An 18,633-nucleotide genomic window follows, 5' to 3' on the forward strand; every position below is an offset into this window, starting at 1 on the left:
TCAATTGGTTTTCCAGGTTCAAGTGGTTTTTCTGGTGTTGGCGGTGTTACTGGTACAAGTTTTTCATGTACTTTCAAGTTGAATACTTGTGTTGGATCTCCATCTGTTGGATCTTTTTCGTTATCAAATTTTTGATTATTTAATAAATCTTTATTTTCAACTACATATCCACGTTTTTCTAAGTCTGCAATCTTAGCTGTTACTGAATCAGTTGGAATTGCTGAATCAGTTGTTCCGTTATCAATACTTACTTTCTCAGCTGGTAATTCTACATCTGTTCCAGTTGTTGTATTGAATACTTTAACTACAGCTTTTTGTGGATCTGCCACGTACGTAATATCTGTGTTTGTTCCAGGTTCTGTTGGCACTGGTGGCACCTTGTATCCATTTTCTGGATTATTTGGATCAACTGGTTCTAACGGTTTATCTCCGATTTTTGGTGTATATCCAGGTACATATGGAATTACTGGTGTGCCAGGTGGGATTGGTTGTCCTGGTTCAGGATATACTGGTGTTCCAGGTTTAGTTGGATCGTTTGGATTATTTGGATATGGTTTTGGTGTCATATCCGTTCCTTCTGGTGGTTTTACACCTTCTGGTAGATTTGGTACCCAACTTCCTAATTTCGTGTACACCACTTTTTCAGTGATATTTCCTGAAGTATCTGGCACAGTTACTTCTTCTACAGAAGCTCTATCTGCAATATACCCTTCTAATTTCTCTGTTGGTACAGCCGTTAAGGTATTATCCGTACTTTCCCAATTTCCGTATGTGATTGCTCCTGTAACTACGTTATAGCTTGCTTTTCTTGTGAAGTGGGCTGTTTGTGTTACTGGGGCTTTTCCACTTGGCTCTTCTGGTCCATCCGCAGTTTCTTTCTTAAAGTAATTAATTGTACGTGTTACTTCTTTTTTAAGATCTGACTCTTTTAATCCTGTTTCTGGCCATTTTGGTCCATCTGGAATTTCTGGGTCGACTGGATCATTTGGAGTTGGCGGTTCTGTTACTTCTTTTGTACGCTCTTGTACTGTAATAGTATAAGACTGCGTTGGCTCTTTTCCGTCTAGATCCTCTTGGTCATCACCTTTTCTTGACTCTGGTGTTCCATTTGTAAAAGTATTGCTGACAATCTCATAACCTGCTTTTTTCAAGGCAGAAACTTTGGCATCAACGTCTGTTGATGGGAATTCTTCACCTACTTCTGTTTCGAGGTTAATCTTATGTTCTGGTAATTCTGTCACGCTATTATCAGCAGATTGTTTCATCACATGAACAACTGCTTTTGCTTTGGTGGCTTCCCCTTCTTCATAGACAAATGTTACAACCTTATCAGCTGAAGTCACTTCACCTGTGACAGCTGCTGAATCATTAGATAGACCATTATTTAATGATCTTTTTAGACGGTATTTTTTCTCACCTGTGTTAATTCCACGTAATTGCTTACTTGTTACATTGTAGCTTGTCCCAATAAGAACTTCTTTTTCTACGAAATAGGTACCATTCTCAGATTTTTCTCCGACTTTTTTAACTTCTTCATCAGGTAGTGGTATATCTTGTCCCTGTTCATCAACATAGCGAACTTTCACATTTCCAGACATAGCCGATCTTAATTCAGACGTCTTCTTACTCTTGTCAATTTTGTCTTTAATTTTTTTCTCTTCTTCTTCAGTAATCTTACCTTTTTCTTTTAATTTAGTAATAATACGTCTTGAGACTTCTTTTGACGGTTCTACTGTATCTTGGATTACTGAGAAATCGGCTAGGATCGGTAGGTTATATTGAAGTCTTGGACTTTGCATATTAACACCGACACGTTTTTCGTTTTCAGCAAACACTTGTATCTTGTAGGCTACGACATCTTTATCCAATGGAATATCTCCTGTTGAGAAGTAGCCACCTTTACCTAGTTTGTCCTTATCGCCACCAATTTCCTCAGTTATTTTTTTTGATAATTCAGCATCAGCTAGCACATTTGAACGTGTAACGTTATTTTTTTCAACAAAGGCGGCGGTGAATACTGCAAGACCATCTTCACCCTTCGAACGATATTTCGCAGCACTTTCATTAGTACCATATTTTGTATAGTCAGCTTCCGACATCTCAGTTGTTGGAGGTTGTTTAGTCGCTTCCATGTGTGAACCAAGGATTCTCACTTCTTTACTACCGTTTCTTGCTTCCGTGTAAGTATAGGCATTTGTGGATCCAATGGCAGATTTTAAGGCAGAGATTTCTTTGTTTAATTCAATTTTTTTATCTTCATTAGCATTTTCTCGTTCTGCTTCTTTAGCTGCTAGTCTAGCCTTTAACTCTTCACGATGTTTTGTTACTTTTTCTGGATCTGTTTGGAGTTCTAATTGGTCTGTATCTGCATGATAGATAATTTTTTTCGCAGTCGGTAATACAAAATCTAATAATTTATAGACGCGATCTGGGTCTTTACTTTTTACTGTTTTGTCTGGATTTTCTTCACTGGAGTTCATCCATGTTGGAGAGTTTTTTTGAAGTTCCCTATCCGTTATGTTCTTTAATTCATTATTGAGTTTATTGGCTACAGTTGCATATGAAACTGTAAAAACACTTCCCTCTTTAAATTTAGTTTTTACTTCCTTTAATTCATCCTTATCTATCGGTAGCTCGTATGTAACTTCCCCCTTTTTAGCGAGTTCTTGCTTAGCTTCCTCTTTCAAAGCGGCTAGTTCTTCTTTATTTTTTTTTTGGGCAGCTATAGATGGATATTTTTTCTTAAATTTGTCATTCGCAATAGTATTGACTTTTCTACCGTATTCATCTTTCAACAAATTCTTAATTAGGTTATTAACCCTACTTAAATTAACACCTTGTGCATAGCGTTCTTCATTCTCCACTACTCCGTCAATTCGGTTGATAGTGTGGTCATAGACAGTTTCTTCAGTTTGATTCTTTTTAATCGCTTTAACAACGATACGATAAGTCCCTTTCGACCCTTCAAAGTCTGAGATATATCCTGTTACAAACTCGATTTTCAAACGACTTCCATATGCCGTCGAAAAGGCCGTGAAGGTTTTTTCTATTCCATTGAATCCCTCAATATTGGGCGCGTGTTGGAGAATATCTTCCTTCTCTTTTACAGGTAAGGCAGCAAGATTAGCTTTGTTCTCCGAATTATTTGGTGTCTTTATATTAAACGTAGTGCCATCTTGTGCTTTATCAGTTCTGTTGGCGATAGTGCGTCCTTTGGCAAGCATCAACATGTAATTAAAACGACGATCTAGGGCTTGTTCGTGAAGAAAGATTTGGTCAAGGGCATTAGAACCAAGCATTCCCCCTTCTTGACGTTTGCCATCTTTGTCAATGTACCAACCAGTAAAGTAACCCTGCGCATTTTTCTTACCGATGGCAAATTTACCCGCATGTCCCTCTTTGTTGATAGCACGCCAACCACCGAAACTGTCTATTTCACGAATTTCACCATCTTGTAATTTCACGCCGTCTGCATCTTCACTGACTTTGCCGTTTTTAAATCTAAGCGCATCCCCAAGAGTATCCATGTTTCTCAAGTATGAACGCTCGTTGTTTTGGAAGTCATCCGGCATATTCTGGATAATCTTCCACATTTCTTCAACTGTAGCATCTTCGCCAGGATCATCAAATGTTAGATTGGCATTCTTATCATCCGCACCCTTTTCTCCAGCCTTAGGCACACGTACCCCAGGCTGATCGTCTTTTACTACGTCACCCTTACGATTGGCATCCAGTAAATCTGGATCAGTATCTGCTGGGTCTGAACCTCCCTCATTTCCAGAAGTCGGCTCTGATTCAGTTCCTGTAGCTCCATTCGATGGATTACTTGCGTCCCCATCAGCTAATTCTCTTTTACCACGAGTACGAGGTTTGGCACCTTCTGGAGTTACTAGCGGATTGTCAGCTACTGGAGCATTATAGGTGCTAGCTGCTGCATCAGTATGACTGAGGTCAGTCTTGTTTTCTGGCTCTCCAGTTCCAGGCTGTCCTGGATCTACCGAGCTTGCAGTCCTCTCAGCTCCCTTATCTGAGTCCACACCCTCAGCATGAGCAATCCCAGCTCCCATCAAAAGATAGAGCGCCCCAATGACAACACTGGCCGCACCGACACTCACTTTCCGAATACTATATTTTAATTGTTTTTCTGGATGATTCATTCTTACACTCCATATATATATATTGTGCCCTATTACTTCCTATATAATAGAATACAATTCATGAATATATTATACACCAGTCGGCTTGAAATTTCAAATTTTTTGAATGGAAGACTAGGAGATAGATGACTCTTTTTACTGAGACCAAAGCTAGGTTAGGAGTCCCTCATCAGTAAGCCAACACCAAAGATGAAGCCTCATCATCCTTGCCTTGTCGTGTGCATCTTATGGACTTACTTCCTTTTATCAGCAAGCTCAGCGCTGTGCTTTGAGACCTTTCCAGCTTGCTTTTGGATTTCCATTAACTTTTACACTTATTTCTTTAAAAATGAGACAATTTGACATTTTTTCTACTCTTTTTCTACTTTTTCCGAATAAATAGATAGAAGCATCGAATCTAGTGAGCCTAGATTAAAAAATGTGCTATAATGAAAGGAGAAGAAATATGACTGTACGTCATCCGGGCATTAGCCCGACCAATGACTTGGTTGCTAAGAAGATTTTCAGCAACCCAGAAATCACTTGTCAATTTATTCGCGATATGCTGGACTTGCCAGCAAAAAATGTGACCATTTTGGAGGGGAGCAATATTCACGTCTTGCCTTCCTTGCCCTATTCAGCACAAGATTTCTATACCAGTATAGATGTTTTGGCTGAACTAGATAATGGGACACAGGTTATCATTGAGATTCAGGTACATCATCAGAATTTTTTCATCAATCGCCTGTGGGCGTATCTGTGTAGTCAGGTCAATCAAAATCTTGAAAAAATTCGCCAACGAGAAGGTGATACTCATCAGAGCTATAAACACATCGCCCCCGTTTATGCCATTGCAATTGTGGACAGCAACTACTTCTCAGATGACTTAGCTTTTCATAGCTTTAGTATGCGAGAGGATACGACAGGTGAGGTTTTAACCATCACAAACAATGGACAAGAAAACCATCTAGTCAAGATGGCATTCTTGGAATTAAAAAAATATAGAGAAACCAGCAAAGACGAGGTTCGCAAACCCTGGTTGGAGTTTTTCGGGAATAAACCCTTTACCCAGCAACCCGAGCGAGCCATCAGCCAAGCAGACCAACTGCTAGACTACAAGAGCTGGTCCGAGGAGGACAGGAAAATGTTTAGTCAACTACGTATGCGCGAAGAACAAGCCTTGTTAGCGCAGGACTATGCCTTGGAACAAGCTGAAGAAAAGGGTTTGGAGCGGGGACTAGAGCGTGGGCGAGCTGAAGGCGGTTTCGCAATGTTAGCAAATCTAGTTCGCCAACATGTATTAAGCACTGAATTTGCCAGCCAACAGCTGGGTATGACTGTGGCTGAGTTTGAGGCACTGTTGAAAGAACATAAGTGAGAAATCTGTAAATATTACACGATACAAAAACAACTAAAAAGGATAGCTAAATTTCTTGATGTAAAGAGTTTGGCTATCTTTTTTGTTAGGAAAGTTTGAACTTTTCACTTTCTTTTCCGAATAAATAGATAGAAGCAGAGAATCTAGCAAACCTAGATTAAAAAATGTGCTATAATAAAAGGAGGAAAAGGATGATTCTAAGACATCCGGGCATTAGCCCAACTAACGATTTGGTTGCTAAGAAGATTTTTAGCAATCCAGAAATCACTTGTCAATTTATTCGCGATATGCTGGACTTGCCAGCCAAAAATGTGACCATTTTAGAGGGAAGCAATATTCACGTCTTGCCTTCCATGCCTTACTCAGTTCAGGATTTTTACACTAGTATAGACGTCTTGGCGGAGTTGGACAACGGTACTCAAGTAATTATTGAGATTCAGGTACATCATCAGAATTTTTTCATTAATCGTTTATGGGCTTATCTGTGCAGTCAGGTCAATCAAAATCTAGAAAAAATTCGTCAACGTGAAGGTGACACCCACCAGAGTTACAAGCATATCGCTCCTGTTTACGCCATTGCAATTGTGGACAGCAACTACTTCTCAGATGACTTGGCTTTTCATAGCTTTAGTATGCGAGAGGACACGACAGGTGAGGTTTTAACCATTACCAATAACGGACAGGAACATCATCTGGTTAAGATGGCTTTCTTAGAACTAAAAAAATATAGAGAAACCAGCAAAGACAAGGTTCGCAAGCCCTGGTTGGAGTTTTTTGGGAATAAACCCTTTACCCAACAACCAGAGCGAGCCATCAGCCAGGCAGACCAACTGCTGGACTACAAGAGCTGGTCCGAGGAGGACAGGAAAATGTTTAGTCAACTACGTATGCGAGAAGAACAGGCATTGTTAGCACAGGACTATGCTTTGGAACAAGCTGAGGAAAAGGGCTTGGAGCGTGGTCGCGCAGAGGGGATTGAACAGGGCATCGAAAAAGGTTTAGAACAAGGACTTGAACGTGGAAAACTTTTTGCCTTCCTAGATATGGTCCGCCAAGGTCTTCTGACTTCTGAGGTAGCCAGCCAGCAATTAGGCATGACTGTGGCTGAGTTTGAGGCACTGCTGGAAGAACATAAGTGAGAAATCTGTAAGCGTTATGCAATCTTAAAACAACCTAAAAAAGATAGCTAAATTTCTTGATAGAAAGAGTTTGGCTATCTTTTTTTACTTAATGTATTGCTATTTTCAGGAAAGTTTGAACTTTTCCCTTTCTTTTCCGAATAAATAGATAGAAGCATAGAATCTAGCAAATTAGATTAAAAAATGTGCTATAATGAAAGGAGAAAGAATATGACCTTACGTCATCCGGGCATTAGCCCAACTAATGACTTGGTTGCTAAAAAGATTTTTAGTAATCCAGAAATCACTTGTCAATTTATTCGCGATATGCTGGATTTACCAGCCAAAAATGTGACCATTTTGGAGGGAAGTAACATTCATGTCTTGCCTTCCCTGCCCTACTCGGCGCAGGATTTCTATACCAGTATAGATGTGTTAGCGGAGTTGGACAATGGCACTCAAGTTATCATTGAGATTCAGGTGCATCATCAGAATTTTTTCATCAATCGCCTGTGGGCTTACCTGTGCAGTCAGGTCAATCAAAACCTTGAAAAAATTCGCCAACGAGAAGGTGATACACACCAGAGCTATAAACACATCGCACCAGTATACGCTATCGCAATTGTGGACAGCAACTACTTCTCAGATGACTTAGCTTTTCATAGCTTTAGCATGCGCGAGGACACGACAGGTGAAGTCTTAACCATCACAAATAACGGTCAAGAAAACCATCTGGTTAAGATGGCTTTCTTAGAACTTAAAAAATACAGAGAAACCAGCAAAGACGAGGTTCGCAAGCCGTGGTTGGAGTTTTTCGGCAACAAGCCCTTTACCCAACAACCAGAGCGAGCCATCAGCCAGGCAGACCAACTGCTGGACTATAAGAGCTGGTCCGAGGAGGACAGGAAGATGTTTAGTCAACTACGTATGCGTGAAGAACAAGCCTTGTTAGCACAGGACTATGCTTTGGAACAAGCTGAGGAGAAAGGGTTGGAGAGAGGGCGTGCAGAAGGCGGTTTCGCTATGTTAGCAAATCTAGTTCGCCAACATGTATTAAGCACTGAATTTGCCAGCCAACAGCTGGGTATGTCAGTATCTGAGTTTGAAGCCTTGCTGGAAGATTATCACCAATAACGGTCAAGAAAACCATCTAGTAAAGATGGCATTCTTAAAACTAAACGTCTAATCACAGATTAAAGATGCTGGGTAAAAGTCTTCTCATAATAAAACGTTTGGTATCAATGTTTTATTATGAGAAGACTTACTTTTTTACTGAGATTGAATTTTTCCTAGACTCAACATCATATAAACCCCAAATTCAATCTGACCTGGTTTGAAGAGATTTTAGAAGCAGATAAGGTTTTACTAAAACTAAAAAAAATGATATAATCAAACTGATTAAATGTTTTAAAAATAAAGGAGAATTTGAATGTCTTACCAAGAAAATTACCAGAAATGGGTTGATTTTGCGGAGCTTCCCGACTACCTTCGTCAAGATTTAGAAAATATGGACGAAAAAACTAAGGAAGATGCCTTCTATACAAATCTTGAATTTGGTACTGCAGGGATGCGTGGCTTGATTGGTGCTGGTACAAATCGCATCAACATCTACGTTGTTCGTCAAGCTACTGAAGGATTGGCTCGTTTGATTGAGTCAAAAGGTGGAAACGAAAAAGAACGTGGTGTCGCAATCGCCTACGATAGCCGTCACTTCTCACCAGAGTTTGCCTTTGAATCTGCGGCAGTTCTTGCCAAACACGGCATCAAATCTTACGTATTTGAAAGCCTTCGTCCAACTCCAGAATTATCATTTGCAGTTCGTCACCTCAACTGTTTCGCGGGTATCATGGTCACAGCCAGCCATAACCCTGCACCATTTAACGGTTACAAGGTTTACGGTGAAGACGGTGGACAAATGCCTCCACACGATGCGGACGCTTTGACTACTTATATCCGTGCAATCGAAAACCCATTTGCAGTTGAAGTTGCTGATGTGGAAGCTGAAAAATCTTCTGGCTTGATTGAAGTCATCGGCGAAGCTGTCGATGTAGAATACCTCAAAGAAGTTAAGGACGTTAACATCAACCCAGCCTTGATTGAAGAATTTGGTAAAGACATGAAGATTGTCTACACACCACTTCATGGTACTGGGGAAATGTTGGCTCGTCGTGCTCTTGCCCAAGCAGGATTTGACTCTGTTCAAGTTGTTGAAGCGCAAGCAACTGCTGATCCAGACTTCTCAACTGTAAAATCTCCAAACCCAGAAAGCCAAGCAGCCTTTGCCCTTGCTGAAGAACTTGGTCGTCAAGTTGGTGCAGATGTTCTTGTGGCAACTGACCCAGACGCTGACCGTGTTGGTGTTGAAGTTCTTCAAAAAGATGGTAGCTACCTTAACCTATCAGGTAACCAAATCGGCGCTATCATGGCTAAATACATCTTGGAAGCCCACAAAAACGCTGGAACTCTTCCTGAAAATGCAGCGCTCTGCAAATCTATCGTATCAACTGACTTGGTAACGAAGATTGCTGAAAGCTACGGCGCAAGCATGTTCAACGTTTTGACAGGTTTCAAATTTATCGCTGAAAAAATTCAAGAATTCGAAGAAAAACACAATCACACTTACATGATGGGATTTGAAGAAAGCTTCGGTTACTTGATTAAACCATTCGTACGTGATAAAGATGCTATCCAAGCTGTTCTTGTCGTTGCTGAACTTGCTGCCTACTACCGTTCACGTGGTTTGACCCTTGCTGACGGTATCGAAGAAATCTACAAAGAATACGGCTACTACGCAGAAAAAACAATCTCTGTTACCCTTTCGGGTGTCGATGGTGCTGAACAAATCAAAGCGATTATGGCTAAATTCCGTAATAATGCTCCAAAAGAATGGAACGCAACAGCTATCACTGTCGTAGAAGACTTCAAGGCACAAACTGCTACTGCTGCTGACGGAACTGTTACAAACTTGACAACTCCTCCAAGTGATGTGTTGAAATACACACTTGCTGACGGTTCATGGATTGCCGTTCGCCCTTCAGGGACAGAACCAAAAATCAAGTTCTACATTGCAGTTGTAGGGGAAACCAACGAAGAATCACAAGCTAAGATTGCTAATATCGAAGCAGAAATCAATGCTTTTGTAAAATAAAGACCTAAAAAGATGAGACCAACCAATCTCATCTTTTTTTCGTATCAAATCTAAGCAATTTTAGAAACTTTATGGCATACTAGACTTATAAATGAAAGCGAGGTAATCTCATGGAACAATTTTTAGATAACATCAAAGACCTTGAAGTCACTACAGTTGCGCGTGCGCAAGAAGCTCTTGATAAAAAAGAAACTGCAACTTTCTTTATCGGTCGCAAAACTTGCCCTTACTGCCGTAAATTTGCAGGTACATTGGCTGGTGTCGTAGCTGAAACCAAAGCTCACATTTACTTCATCAATAGTGAAGAACCAAGCCAACTCAATGAATTGCAAGCATTCCGCTCACGCTACGGAATCCCAACTGTACCAGGATTTGTTCACGTTGCAGATGGACAAATCAATGTCCGTTGCGACTCTTCAATGTCAGCACAAGAAATCAAAGATTTCGCAGGATTGTAAAAAATCAGCTAACAAGTCTTAAAATCACAAAAACGCATAATGTAAGGTGCAAAAACCTTGATATTATGCGTTTTATTGTTCCTAAAACAGTTACATCAGCGTTTCGTTACAGCACATTTTAATTTTGGAAGTCAAATCAATTTTTAACAATGGTTTAGAAATCACAGTGGGCTATTCCATATTCAATTATCCAGATTCAATCGCTATTATCGTTTTCCTAGATTACAAAAAAACTACGTTTTGCTAATCAAAACGCAGTCTCAGCCACTATTTTATCTTACTGTCCTTCTTTTACTTCTTTGGTTGCTACATCTTCTCCAAACCATTTTTGGCTGATTTCTTGGAACTTGCCGTCCTTGTAAAGACTAGAAAAAGCTTCATTTATCTTCTTAACCAGAGTTGTATCTTCCTTACGGGCTCCAACCGCAAAAGCTTCTGTTTCTAGTCCAACTGTAAAGACATTATAATCGTTTAAAACACCTTCTGCTTCTAAATAATAGTTTGCATAGACACGGTCAATCAATAGACCGTCAATTCGATCGTTTTTCAAATCAATCAAGGCTTCATTAAAGGTTTGGTATTGATTCGCTTCCTTATTAGCGACAATATCCTTTAAAATCGCTGGGTTTGCTTCAAAGTCCGCATAACCAGATGAACCGGCTTGAGCTCCTAATGTCTTTCCAGCCATATCCTTTGCAGTCGTGATACCAGATGATTTCTTCGTAACCAATACCTGCTCATTCTTCATATATGAGTTACTGAAAGCTACCTTTTCACGGCGTTCGTCTGTAGCGGAATAGCCATTCCAAATCAGATCAATCGTTCCTTTTGTCAATTCAGCTTCTTTCAAATCCCAATCAATCGGTTGCCAATTTACTGTAATTCCGTATTTTTCAAAAACAGCTGTAGCTAAATCAATATCAAATCCTGCATAAGAACCATCTTTCTGAGCAAATCCCATTGGAACAAAAGTGCTATCAAATCCAATAGTAATAGACTTGTTAGACTGGTACTTAGACCAATTGTCTCCACTAGTTTCGCTAGTATTTTTCCCACAAGCTACTAAGAACAAAGCAGTCATCAGACTGACTAATACAAGCATCCATTTTTTCATCCATTTTTCCTCCTATTTAGGTTCTACTTTCAATAATACATCTGCGATATTTTCCGCGAACTGCAAATCGTGGGTTACCACAATCTGGGTCATCCCAAGTTCCCTATTTTGCAAGATTAGTTTTTCCACTTCCAAGCGCAATTCTGGATCTAGGGCAGAAGTTGGTTCATCGTAGCCAATGATTTCTGGGTCAATCATCATAGCACGCGCCAAAGCCACCCGCTGCTTTTGCCCACCAGATAATGAAAATGGATAGGCATCTGCATGCCCTGCCAGTCCTAACTGTTCCAAGAGTCCACTCGCCTTCTTCTCAGCTTCTTCCTGCTTCATCCCCATGGTCTTCACAGGCGATAAAGTCAAATTGTCCAAAACTGATAAATGAGGGAACAGTTGAAAATCTTGGAAGACAAATCCCAGTAGGTTTCGCTTCTGCAATTCATCCAGCTCTAAAGGTTGTCCATTATAAAAGATTTGCCCTGAATCAATGGTTTCAAGACCCGCAAGCATACGTAAAAGAGTTGTCTTACCGCCACCGGAAGGCCCAACGATAGCCAGGATTTGCTTTTCAGGAATACTTAGACTGAAATTAGATAAAATTTGCTTTTCACCAAATCCCTTATTGATATTTCGTAATTCTAACATGGCAGCCTCCTATCTATAATAACTATACTTCTTCTCAACTTTTTTAGAAATAATTGTCACAATCCCAATCAAAATCAAGTAAATGGCTCCTGCCAAGAACATGGGAACCAGACTGGCGTCACGGTTGGCAGCTGTTCGACTAGCCAAGATAAGGTCTGAAATTCCAAGAGCATAGACCAAAGAAGTATCCTTGACCAAACTCATAACTTCATTAAAGACACTAGGAAGAACGATCTTGGTCACTTGGGGCAAGATAATATAGCGCACTGTGGCAAAGGGACTAAACTTCAAGACCTTGGCAGCCTCATACTGTCCTCTTGGAATAGTGTCAATTCCTCCACGGAAAATTTCTGCAAAGTAAGCTGCATAGTTGAGAACAAAGGCAATAATGGCAGCAGGAAGGCGGTCTAAACGAATCCCAATACTTGGAAGCACATAATAAATAAAAATCAGTTGCAAGAGTAAGGGGGTGCCACGCATAACCCAGATGTAAATGTTAATCAGATAATGGAGGGGCTTCCAATGGACTTGCAAGGCAAAGGCAATCAAAACGCCCAAAGGAATCGAAAATAGCAAGACCAGTGCAAAGACCTGTACAGTCGTGCTCGCACCATTCAGTAAACTCGGTAATATCTCAAATAAATAAGACATACTGCACCTCCTAAAAGTAATTGTTCCTATTATAGCATGAATAAACAAAATAACCAACCATTTTTGTAAAAAAATTCTATCATATACAAATAAAAACCGTAGCTATCAAAAGAGATAAACTACAGTTCTATATGTTTAAACATTCTTACAATCTCTCAAACAGTTCTTGCATTTGCACATCATCTGGAATCAGTTTTAAGTAAGCTTGTGCATTAACTTTTGCTTCCTCAAAGTAGCCCAATTCACGCAAGAGGTAGATATAGTGTTCCAGAAACTCTGGATTGTCCTTTAAATCTCCTGCCAACTCTTGGTAAAGCTCATAGGCAGTATCCAAATCGTCCATTTCTTGATAGGAACGAGCAATCATCCACTTGGTCAAGAGATTTTCTGGCTCTTCGCTCTGCAAGTCTATAATATCCTCATAACGCTCCTGCTCCAGATAAATAGTTGCTAGACGGAGTAAGATTTCTTCCGTATCCTCAGCATCTTCTTTAGCAGTAAGGAGATAATTTTCTGCCCCACTAGCATCATGCAATTCATAAGAGAATTGTGAAGCAGCTAGCAAGAGGCGAGTTTCAAAGGGATTTTTCTCTAAGCCTTGCTTAGCGATACGCAGGGCTTCTTGAACTTGATGTTCCTTATGTAAGGCCTGACTGTACCCATACTCATATCCTTCAAAATCAGGAGAAATGGTATCAAGCTGCTTAAAGTAGAGGGTGGCTTTTTGATATTCTTCTTGATCAAAGTAAAGACTGGCCAGCTCAAAAGCTGTTAGGTCATCGTATTCTAACTCCAGAGCTTTTTCTAAAAACTCAGTAGCCGTTTCAAATTTCCCTAACTGGGCATAGGCAAAGCCAATTCGTTGATAGGTAGAAATGCCTGTTTGCTCATAAATAGTACGATTATCTAACTGGGCATAGCCTTGAATAGCTTCTTGGTAATTTTCCAACTCACTATCCAACTCTGCTAAGCCCAATATCAAGAGAGGATCCTCTGAGTAAGTCAAGGCCTCCAATAATTTCTCACGCGCCACATCTGTCAAACCTTCCAGCTGGTAAAGGTCTGCTTTAAGCGCCAAAGCCGAAATATACCAGTCACTGTCAGCTTGGATTTCCTCTAGATAGGCAAAGGCTTCTTCTATTTGACCATCCTCGCTAGCGATTGCTGCTAGATTAAGATGAACCTCTGGAAAGTCCTCTACGATTTTCAGGTAAATTTCCTTGGCCTGAGGATAAAAACCAATCCCTTCAAGATAAGTTGCCAACTCATACAGAAGGTCACTTGGATCATTTTCTAAAGCTTTGACGAAATAATGTTCTGCCTTGGCTAAATCTTGCTCCTCCAAAGCCTGTAACATCTGTTGACTATTGTTCACTCTTGACTTCCTCGCCCTCTAATTCATATAGACCACTGACTACCTTATACCATTCGAAAATGGCTGAAATGACAACCTTAGCAGAGGCATAAACCGGAATACCAAGTAAAACTCCCCAGATACCAAACATAGATCCTGAAGTTAACAAAACAAAGAGAACATTAATGGGATGGATGTTTAATTGACTTCCCAAAATCAATGGAGAGACAAAACGGCCTTCAATAGTTTGTTCTACGATAAAGACAATCACTACTTTCAAAAGCATGACTGGACCAGCAATCAAGCCCAGAACTAAGGCAGGAAGCATGGCTAGGAAGCTACCAAGATAAGGAACCAGATTTAGAATACCGGCAGTAACACCCAGCGTAACCGCATAGCGTAGACCAATGATCTTGAAGAAGATCATAAACATTACTGCAACAATAATAGCCACTGTCACTTGCCCTCGAACATAGTTGGACAACTGTTGATTCACATCTGACAAAACTTGTCCTACAGGTTCTTTCAATTTTGTTGGCATGAATTGGGTCAAATAGTTACGCAAGTCTTTCCCATCACGCAAGAGATAAAAGAGCATGAAAGGAACGATAATCAAGGCAACAATCACTTGAGATGCCCCGCTAATAAAGGCGCTCACCCAGTTGACTGCCTGAGATGAAACCTTACTTGCCCAAACTGTAGCCTGGCTAGAGAAGTTTGTCAAAACTTGTTCTAACTGAGGCCTGAAATCATCTGGTAAACGCTTGGTTACCAAATCATCAATAACCCTATCTGCATCTTCAAGATAGATTGGTACATTTCTTGCGAATGTCAAAACCTGACGTTGCAGATTTGGAATGGCGACTGCCAAGCCCCAAATGATAAAGAGAGCTATGATGACAAAGACAATGCTGATGGCTATGACGCGATTAACCTTACGCTTCTCCATCCAATCAACAATAGGATTCAGTAAATAGTATAGTAAACCAGATAGAATGACTGGCAACATCACAACTGCTAAAAAGTCTAAAACAGGTGAAAATAGAAAACTAATCTTACTTAAAATAAAAAGATTCAATCCCAATAATAAGGTTACTAAAAATACCGTAATGGCCTTGTTATCTAAAAACCACTTAAAAAACCAAGATAGGCTAAAATGTTTCTCTTTTTGCTCCATAAATACTTCCTTTCTATCGTTCTCTCATTATACCATTTTTGAAGTAAAATAACTCTTTTTTTAAGTGCTTATACTCTTCGAAAATCAAATTCAAACCACGTCAGCTTCGCCTTGCCGTACTCAAGTACAGCCTGCGGCTAGCTTCCTAGTTTGCTCTTTGATTTTCATTGAGTATTACATGGAGACAGCGACATAAAAAATCTCCTCAAAAGAGGAGATTCAATTATTCTTGAATATGACGGTCTAAGTTCTTCTGATAATCAGCATTTGATTTGGCTTTTTCATCAGCAAATTTCTTACGGAACTCATCCATTTCTTTAGACGTTACAATCTTGTCTTGTAATTTTTGGTACTTGTAGCTGTGTTCACTTGTCTTATCACCTACCCAACCATCTGCACCGCTACCTGGAACTTTCTTCGTTATTAGCATTTGGGCACCATCTGAGTATACAGGAATAACCAAGGCACTATCTGTTAACCAAGCTTGTGCTTTAGCATATTTAGAATAACGTTTTTGCAGATCTGTTTTCTCACCACTAGCATCCGTAATTAACTCTTTAAACTTATCTAAACCAACAGCTTTGATTGCCGGATTATCTGTACCTGGTGCTACACCAAGTGCTCCTAGAAGAGTTGGACCAGATGTTGGATCAAATACATCTAAATAGGTTGATGGATCTGCATAATCAGGACTCCAACCACTATTTACATTGATATCCCAATCAATATTGTCAGTTGATGTTGCAAATACTGTCATATTTCCCAATTCATCATCAGAAACTTGTTGAATGTCAATCACTATATTTTCAGAGCCTAAGGCTTCCTCAATGGATTGTTTATAAGATTGGGCTTGACGAATAAAATCTGTCTGAGTAGAGGAAACTGGAAGGTCTAAATGAACGGGGAACTGTACTCCATCGGCTTGAAGTGTTTTCTTAGCAACTTCAAATTTAGCTTTAGCCTTGTCTACATTATGAAGTGAATCTTGTGCATCATCAAAACTCACGTCTTTCCAAGCGTTATCTAACTTATCCAGTTCTGCCTTAGCTACTTGCCCAAACGACTGTTCTCCAACTTGGACAAATGTTGGAGGGGTAAAACTTGTACGTAATTTACGAGGTGCCACTTCGTCCCCAAATACTTGAGATACTGCAGCCGTACGATCTGCTGCGAAAGCCAAGGATTGACGGAAATCTTTATTCAACAAAGCCTTTTTAGTGGATGATTTTTCCGCATCACTTGTTTTAGCAGTATGGTTATAAGCTACACGATCAATATTAGTAGACATATAGAATACGCCACCTCTTTGTTGACCATATACAATATTATCCTTGTACTTTTCTTTTAGACGTTCATAGTTGGCAGAGTTTTTAAAGAGTGGAGCAGCTGGATAATGTCCCTCATCAAAACCTCGTCCAAGAGAATCGGCATCCTGACCATCAAAGAAAGACAATTTAATATCATCAATAAAGACATTTTGCTTATCCCAATAGTTTTGATTTTTGGTCATCTCAATGGAAGATTTAGATGTCAATCCCTTGAGGAGGTAAGCACCATTATAAAGAATGCTTGTTACATCAGTCGCCTTCCCAAAGTCATCTCCTTTAGAAGCCAAAAAGTCCTCGCTAATTGGGGCAAGAACGCCCATTGTTGTCTTGGAATTCCAGAAAGATTCTGGATGATTCAAAGTGTAAACAACCGTATAATCATCTGTCGCTTTTACACCAACAGTAGAGAAATCTGTTGTTTTCCCATTGACATAATCGTCCAAACCTTGAACTGAGTCTTGAACCAGATAAAGAGCCTGTGATTTCTTATCAGCTGCGTGCTTCAGACCAGTTACAAAGTCCTGAGCTTTGACTTCACCATACTCTTCGCCTTCATTGGTATACCATTTGACACCCTGACGGATTTTATAGGTATAGGTCAAACCATCTTTTGAAACAGTCCAATCTTCTGCAACTGATGGAATCAGATTCCCATATTGGTCATTTTCAAGTAGACCGTCAATAACGTTCCCTGTGACCTGTTTTGTACTCTTGTTACCAGAAACTGTATAATCCAGAGTCGTAGGGTCTGTAGAGAAGACATAGGTATAGGTAACAGGTTTAGTAGCATCTTTACCACCTGTTGAACACGCTGCTAGCATAGCCGCCGAGAGTATAGCTACACCAGCTGCTAGAAAAACTCGTTTTTTCATATTAAGGACTCCTTTAAACATTTTATGAATTCATTATAGCACTTTTAAGAAGAAAAGTAAGGAAAACAATCTCGATATTATTATATTTTTCAAAAAACCAATCAATTATTTTTTAAAGTGCTTACATCTAATTGGATGTCTTTAATTGGCTTGTTTTTGTGATATAATAGTCTTATCTTTATATAGAGGTAACGTTATGAAAGAAACTGTTTATTTTGGAACTTACACACGTCGTACTTCCCAAGGGATTTACAAGGCAGACTTTGATACAGAAACTGGTCAGCTTTCAAATCTAGAACTTTTTGCAGCTGAGCCAAGTCCAACCTACCTTGCCTTTGACCAGCACCAACATTTATACACCGTTGGTAGTCAAGACGATAAGGGGGGAATTGCAGCCTATCAAACTGACGGGACTTTGTTAAATCATGTTGTTGAGGAGGGAGCCCCCCACTGTTATGTTGCTGTTGATGAAAAGCGTGATTTGGTTTACGCAGCCAACTACCACAAAGGACAGGTCCTTGTTTATAAACGTCAGGAAGATGGTCGTCTTCTACTTAGTGATGTAGATCAACACAGGGGCCAAGGTCCACATGAAAATCAAGCATCTCCTCATGTTCACTATACAGATTTAACACCTGACCACTATCTAGTGACTTGTGACTTGGGAACTGACCAAGTCATCACCTATGACCTTGATCAAGAAGGGAAATTATCTAAACTCTATACCTACAATAGTATTCCTGGAGCTGGTTCTCGTCATATCGTTTTCCATAACCACTATAAAATCGCTTATCTCATTTGTGAACTCAATAGTACTATCGAGGTTTTAATCTACGATGGCGTTGGTGAATTTGAACGCATGCAAGTTATTTCAACTTTACCAGAAGCTTACGAAGGCTTTAATGGAACTGCTGCTATTCGTCTCTCAAAAGATGGTAAATACCTCTACGCTTCTAACCGTGGTCATGATTCTATCGCAGTATATACCATCCTTACGGATGGTAGCTTAGAGTTGCTAGAAATCGTTCCAACACATGGTCAGACCCCACGTGATTTTGATTTGACACCAGACCAAAAATTTCTCATTGCTGTCCACCAAGACTCTGACAATGCAACTGTCTTTAAACGTAATTGTGACAATGGTCGTCTAGCAGAACTCTCCAACGACTTCCATGTTCCAGAAGCGGTCTGCATCCGTTTTGCTCCTTAATACTCTTCAAAAATCTCTTCAAACCACGTCNNTCTATCCACAACCTC

13 protein-coding genes are annotated in these 18,633 nt (G+C 39.9%); 6 read left to right on the top strand and 7 right to left on the bottom strand.

The features are described 5' to 3' along the window. Positions 1–4,157: YSIRK-type signal peptide-containing protein (locus tag HT696_RS07645; protein ID WP_173283508.1), on the bottom strand; the 4,157-nt coding region annotated here is incomplete at its 3' end. Between the two features lie 445 nt (positions 4,158–4,602). On the opposite strand from HT696_RS07645, the gene HT696_RS07650 reads away from it, so the two are divergent. From HT696_RS07650 to HT696_RS07670, 5 genes are all read left to right on the top strand, one after another. Then, entirely contained in the window at positions 4,603–5,514 is a 912-nt protein-coding gene (locus HT696_RS07650; RefSeq protein ID WP_173282861.1) for an Rpn family recombination-promoting nuclease/putative transposase, read from the top strand. Between the two features lie 191 nt (positions 5,515–5,705). Then, a complete protein-coding gene (locus HT696_RS07655; RefSeq protein ID WP_173218070.1) occupies positions 5,706–6,653 on the top strand; it encodes an Rpn family recombination-promoting nuclease/putative transposase in 948 nt (315 codons plus the stop codon). A 210-nt stretch (positions 6,654–6,863) separates the two neighbouring features. After that, positions 6,864–7,766: an Rpn family recombination-promoting nuclease/putative transposase gene (locus HT696_RS07660; protein WP_173249580.1), complete on the top strand. Its 903-nt coding sequence runs from the start codon at positions 6,864–6,866 to the stop codon at positions 7,764–7,766. A gap of 295 nt (positions 7,767–8,061) precedes the next feature. Further along, positions 8,062–9,780, top strand: coding sequence for a phospho-sugar mutase (locus HT696_RS07665; protein WP_173282862.1), 1,719 nt, complete (start codon positions 8,062–8,064; stop codon positions 9,778–9,780). Between the two features lie 110 nt (positions 9,781–9,890). Continuing rightward, on the top strand, positions 9,891–10,238 hold the full coding sequence (locus tag HT696_RS07670) for a thioredoxin (RefSeq protein ID WP_138702464.1): 348 nt from the start codon (positions 9,891–9,893) through the stop codon (positions 10,236–10,238). 277 nt (positions 10,239–10,515) lie between these two features. On the opposite strand, the gene HT696_RS07675 is transcribed toward HT696_RS07670, so the two are convergent. The 6 genes from HT696_RS07675 to HT696_RS07700 all read right to left on the bottom strand — a co-directional run bounded on the left by HT696_RS07675 (position 10,516) and on the right by HT696_RS07700 (position 17,376). Further along, complete coding sequence (locus tag HT696_RS07675; RefSeq protein WP_173253534.1) at positions 10,516–11,352, bottom strand: amino acid ABC transporter substrate-binding protein; 837 nt, start codon at positions 11,350–11,352, stop codon at positions 10,516–10,518. A gap of 12 nt (positions 11,353–11,364) precedes the next feature. Next, positions 11,365–11,994, bottom strand: a complete 630-nt coding sequence (locus HT696_RS07680) for an amino acid ABC transporter ATP-binding protein (protein ID WP_173253535.1) — start codon at positions 11,992–11,994, stop codon at positions 11,365–11,367. A gap of 9 nt (positions 11,995–12,003) precedes the next feature. Beyond that, positions 12,004–12,645 carry an amino acid ABC transporter permease gene (locus HT696_RS07685; protein WP_031222863.1) on the bottom strand — a complete coding sequence of 214 codons (642 nt, stop codon included), beginning with the start codon at positions 12,643–12,645 and terminating at the stop codon, positions 12,004–12,006. A 145-nt stretch (positions 12,646–12,790) separates the two neighbouring features. Then, entirely contained in the window at positions 12,791–14,020 is a 1,230-nt protein-coding gene (locus HT696_RS07690) for a tetratricopeptide repeat protein (protein WP_173282863.1), read from the bottom strand. Then, positions 14,010–15,176: an AI-2E family transporter gene (locus HT696_RS07695; protein ID WP_173253537.1), complete on the bottom strand. Its 1,167-nt coding sequence runs from the start codon at positions 15,174–15,176 to the stop codon at positions 14,010–14,012. Before HT696_RS07695 ends, HT696_RS07690 begins: the two co-directional genes overlap by 11 nt. A gap of 223 nt (positions 15,177–15,399) precedes the next feature. Beyond that, positions 15,400–17,376, bottom strand: coding sequence for a peptide ABC transporter substrate-binding protein (locus HT696_RS07700; RefSeq protein ID WP_173282864.1), 1,977 nt, complete (start codon positions 17,374–17,376; stop codon positions 15,400–15,402). Between the two features lie 196 nt (positions 17,377–17,572). Here HT696_RS07700 and HT696_RS07705 point away from each other — a divergent pair, with 196 nt between their 5' ends. Then, on the top strand, positions 17,573–18,586 hold the full coding sequence (locus tag HT696_RS07705) for a lactonase family protein (protein ID WP_112444241.1): 1,014 nt from the start codon (positions 17,573–17,575) through the stop codon (positions 18,584–18,586). Positions 18,587–18,633: the final 47 nt, after the last annotated feature.

This window comes from Streptococcus sp. 9903, assembly GCF_013276625.1.
GTDB lineage: Bacteria > Bacillota > Bacilli > Lactobacillales > Streptococcaceae > Streptococcus.

Bases quoted from the DNA above. Each gene is read 5' to 3' on its own strand.
- HT696_RS07650 (WP_173282861.1), top strand. From the start codon at position 4,603: ATGACTGTACGTCATCCGGGCATTAGCCCGACCAATGACTTGGTTGCT.
- HT696_RS07655 (WP_173218070.1), top strand. From the start codon at position 5,706: ATGATTCTAAGACATCCGGGCATTAGCCCAACTAACGATTTGGTTGCT.
- HT696_RS07660 (WP_173249580.1), top strand. From the start codon at position 6,864: ATGACCTTACGTCATCCGGGCATTAGCCCAACTAATGACTTGGTTGCT.
- HT696_RS07665 (WP_173282862.1), top strand. From the start codon at position 8,062: ATGTCTTACCAAGAAAATTACCAGAAATGGGTTGATTTTGCGGAGCTT.
- HT696_RS07670 (WP_138702464.1), top strand. From the start codon at position 9,891: ATGGAACAATTTTTAGATAACATCAAAGACCTTGAAGTCACTACAGTT.
- HT696_RS07675 (WP_173253534.1), bottom strand. From the start codon at position 11,352: ATGAAAAAATGGATGCTTGTATTAGTCAGTCTGATGACTGCTTTGTTC.
- HT696_RS07680 (WP_173253535.1), bottom strand. From the start codon at position 11,994: ATGTTAGAATTACGAAATATCAATAAGGGATTTGGTGAAAAGCAAATT.
- HT696_RS07685 (WP_031222863.1), bottom strand. From the start codon at position 12,645: ATGTCTTATTTATTTGAGATATTACCGAGTTTACTGAATGGTGCGAGC.
- HT696_RS07695 (WP_173253537.1), bottom strand. From the start codon at position 15,176: ATGGAGCAAAAAGAGAAACATTTTAGCCTATCTTGGTTTTTTAAGTGG.
- HT696_RS07700 (WP_173282864.1), bottom strand. From the start codon at position 17,376: ATGAAAAAACGAGTTTTTCTAGCAGCTGGTGTAGCTATACTCTCGGCG.
- HT696_RS07705 (WP_112444241.1), top strand. From the start codon at position 17,573: ATGAAAGAAACTGTTTATTTTGGAACTTACACACGTCGTACTTCCCAA.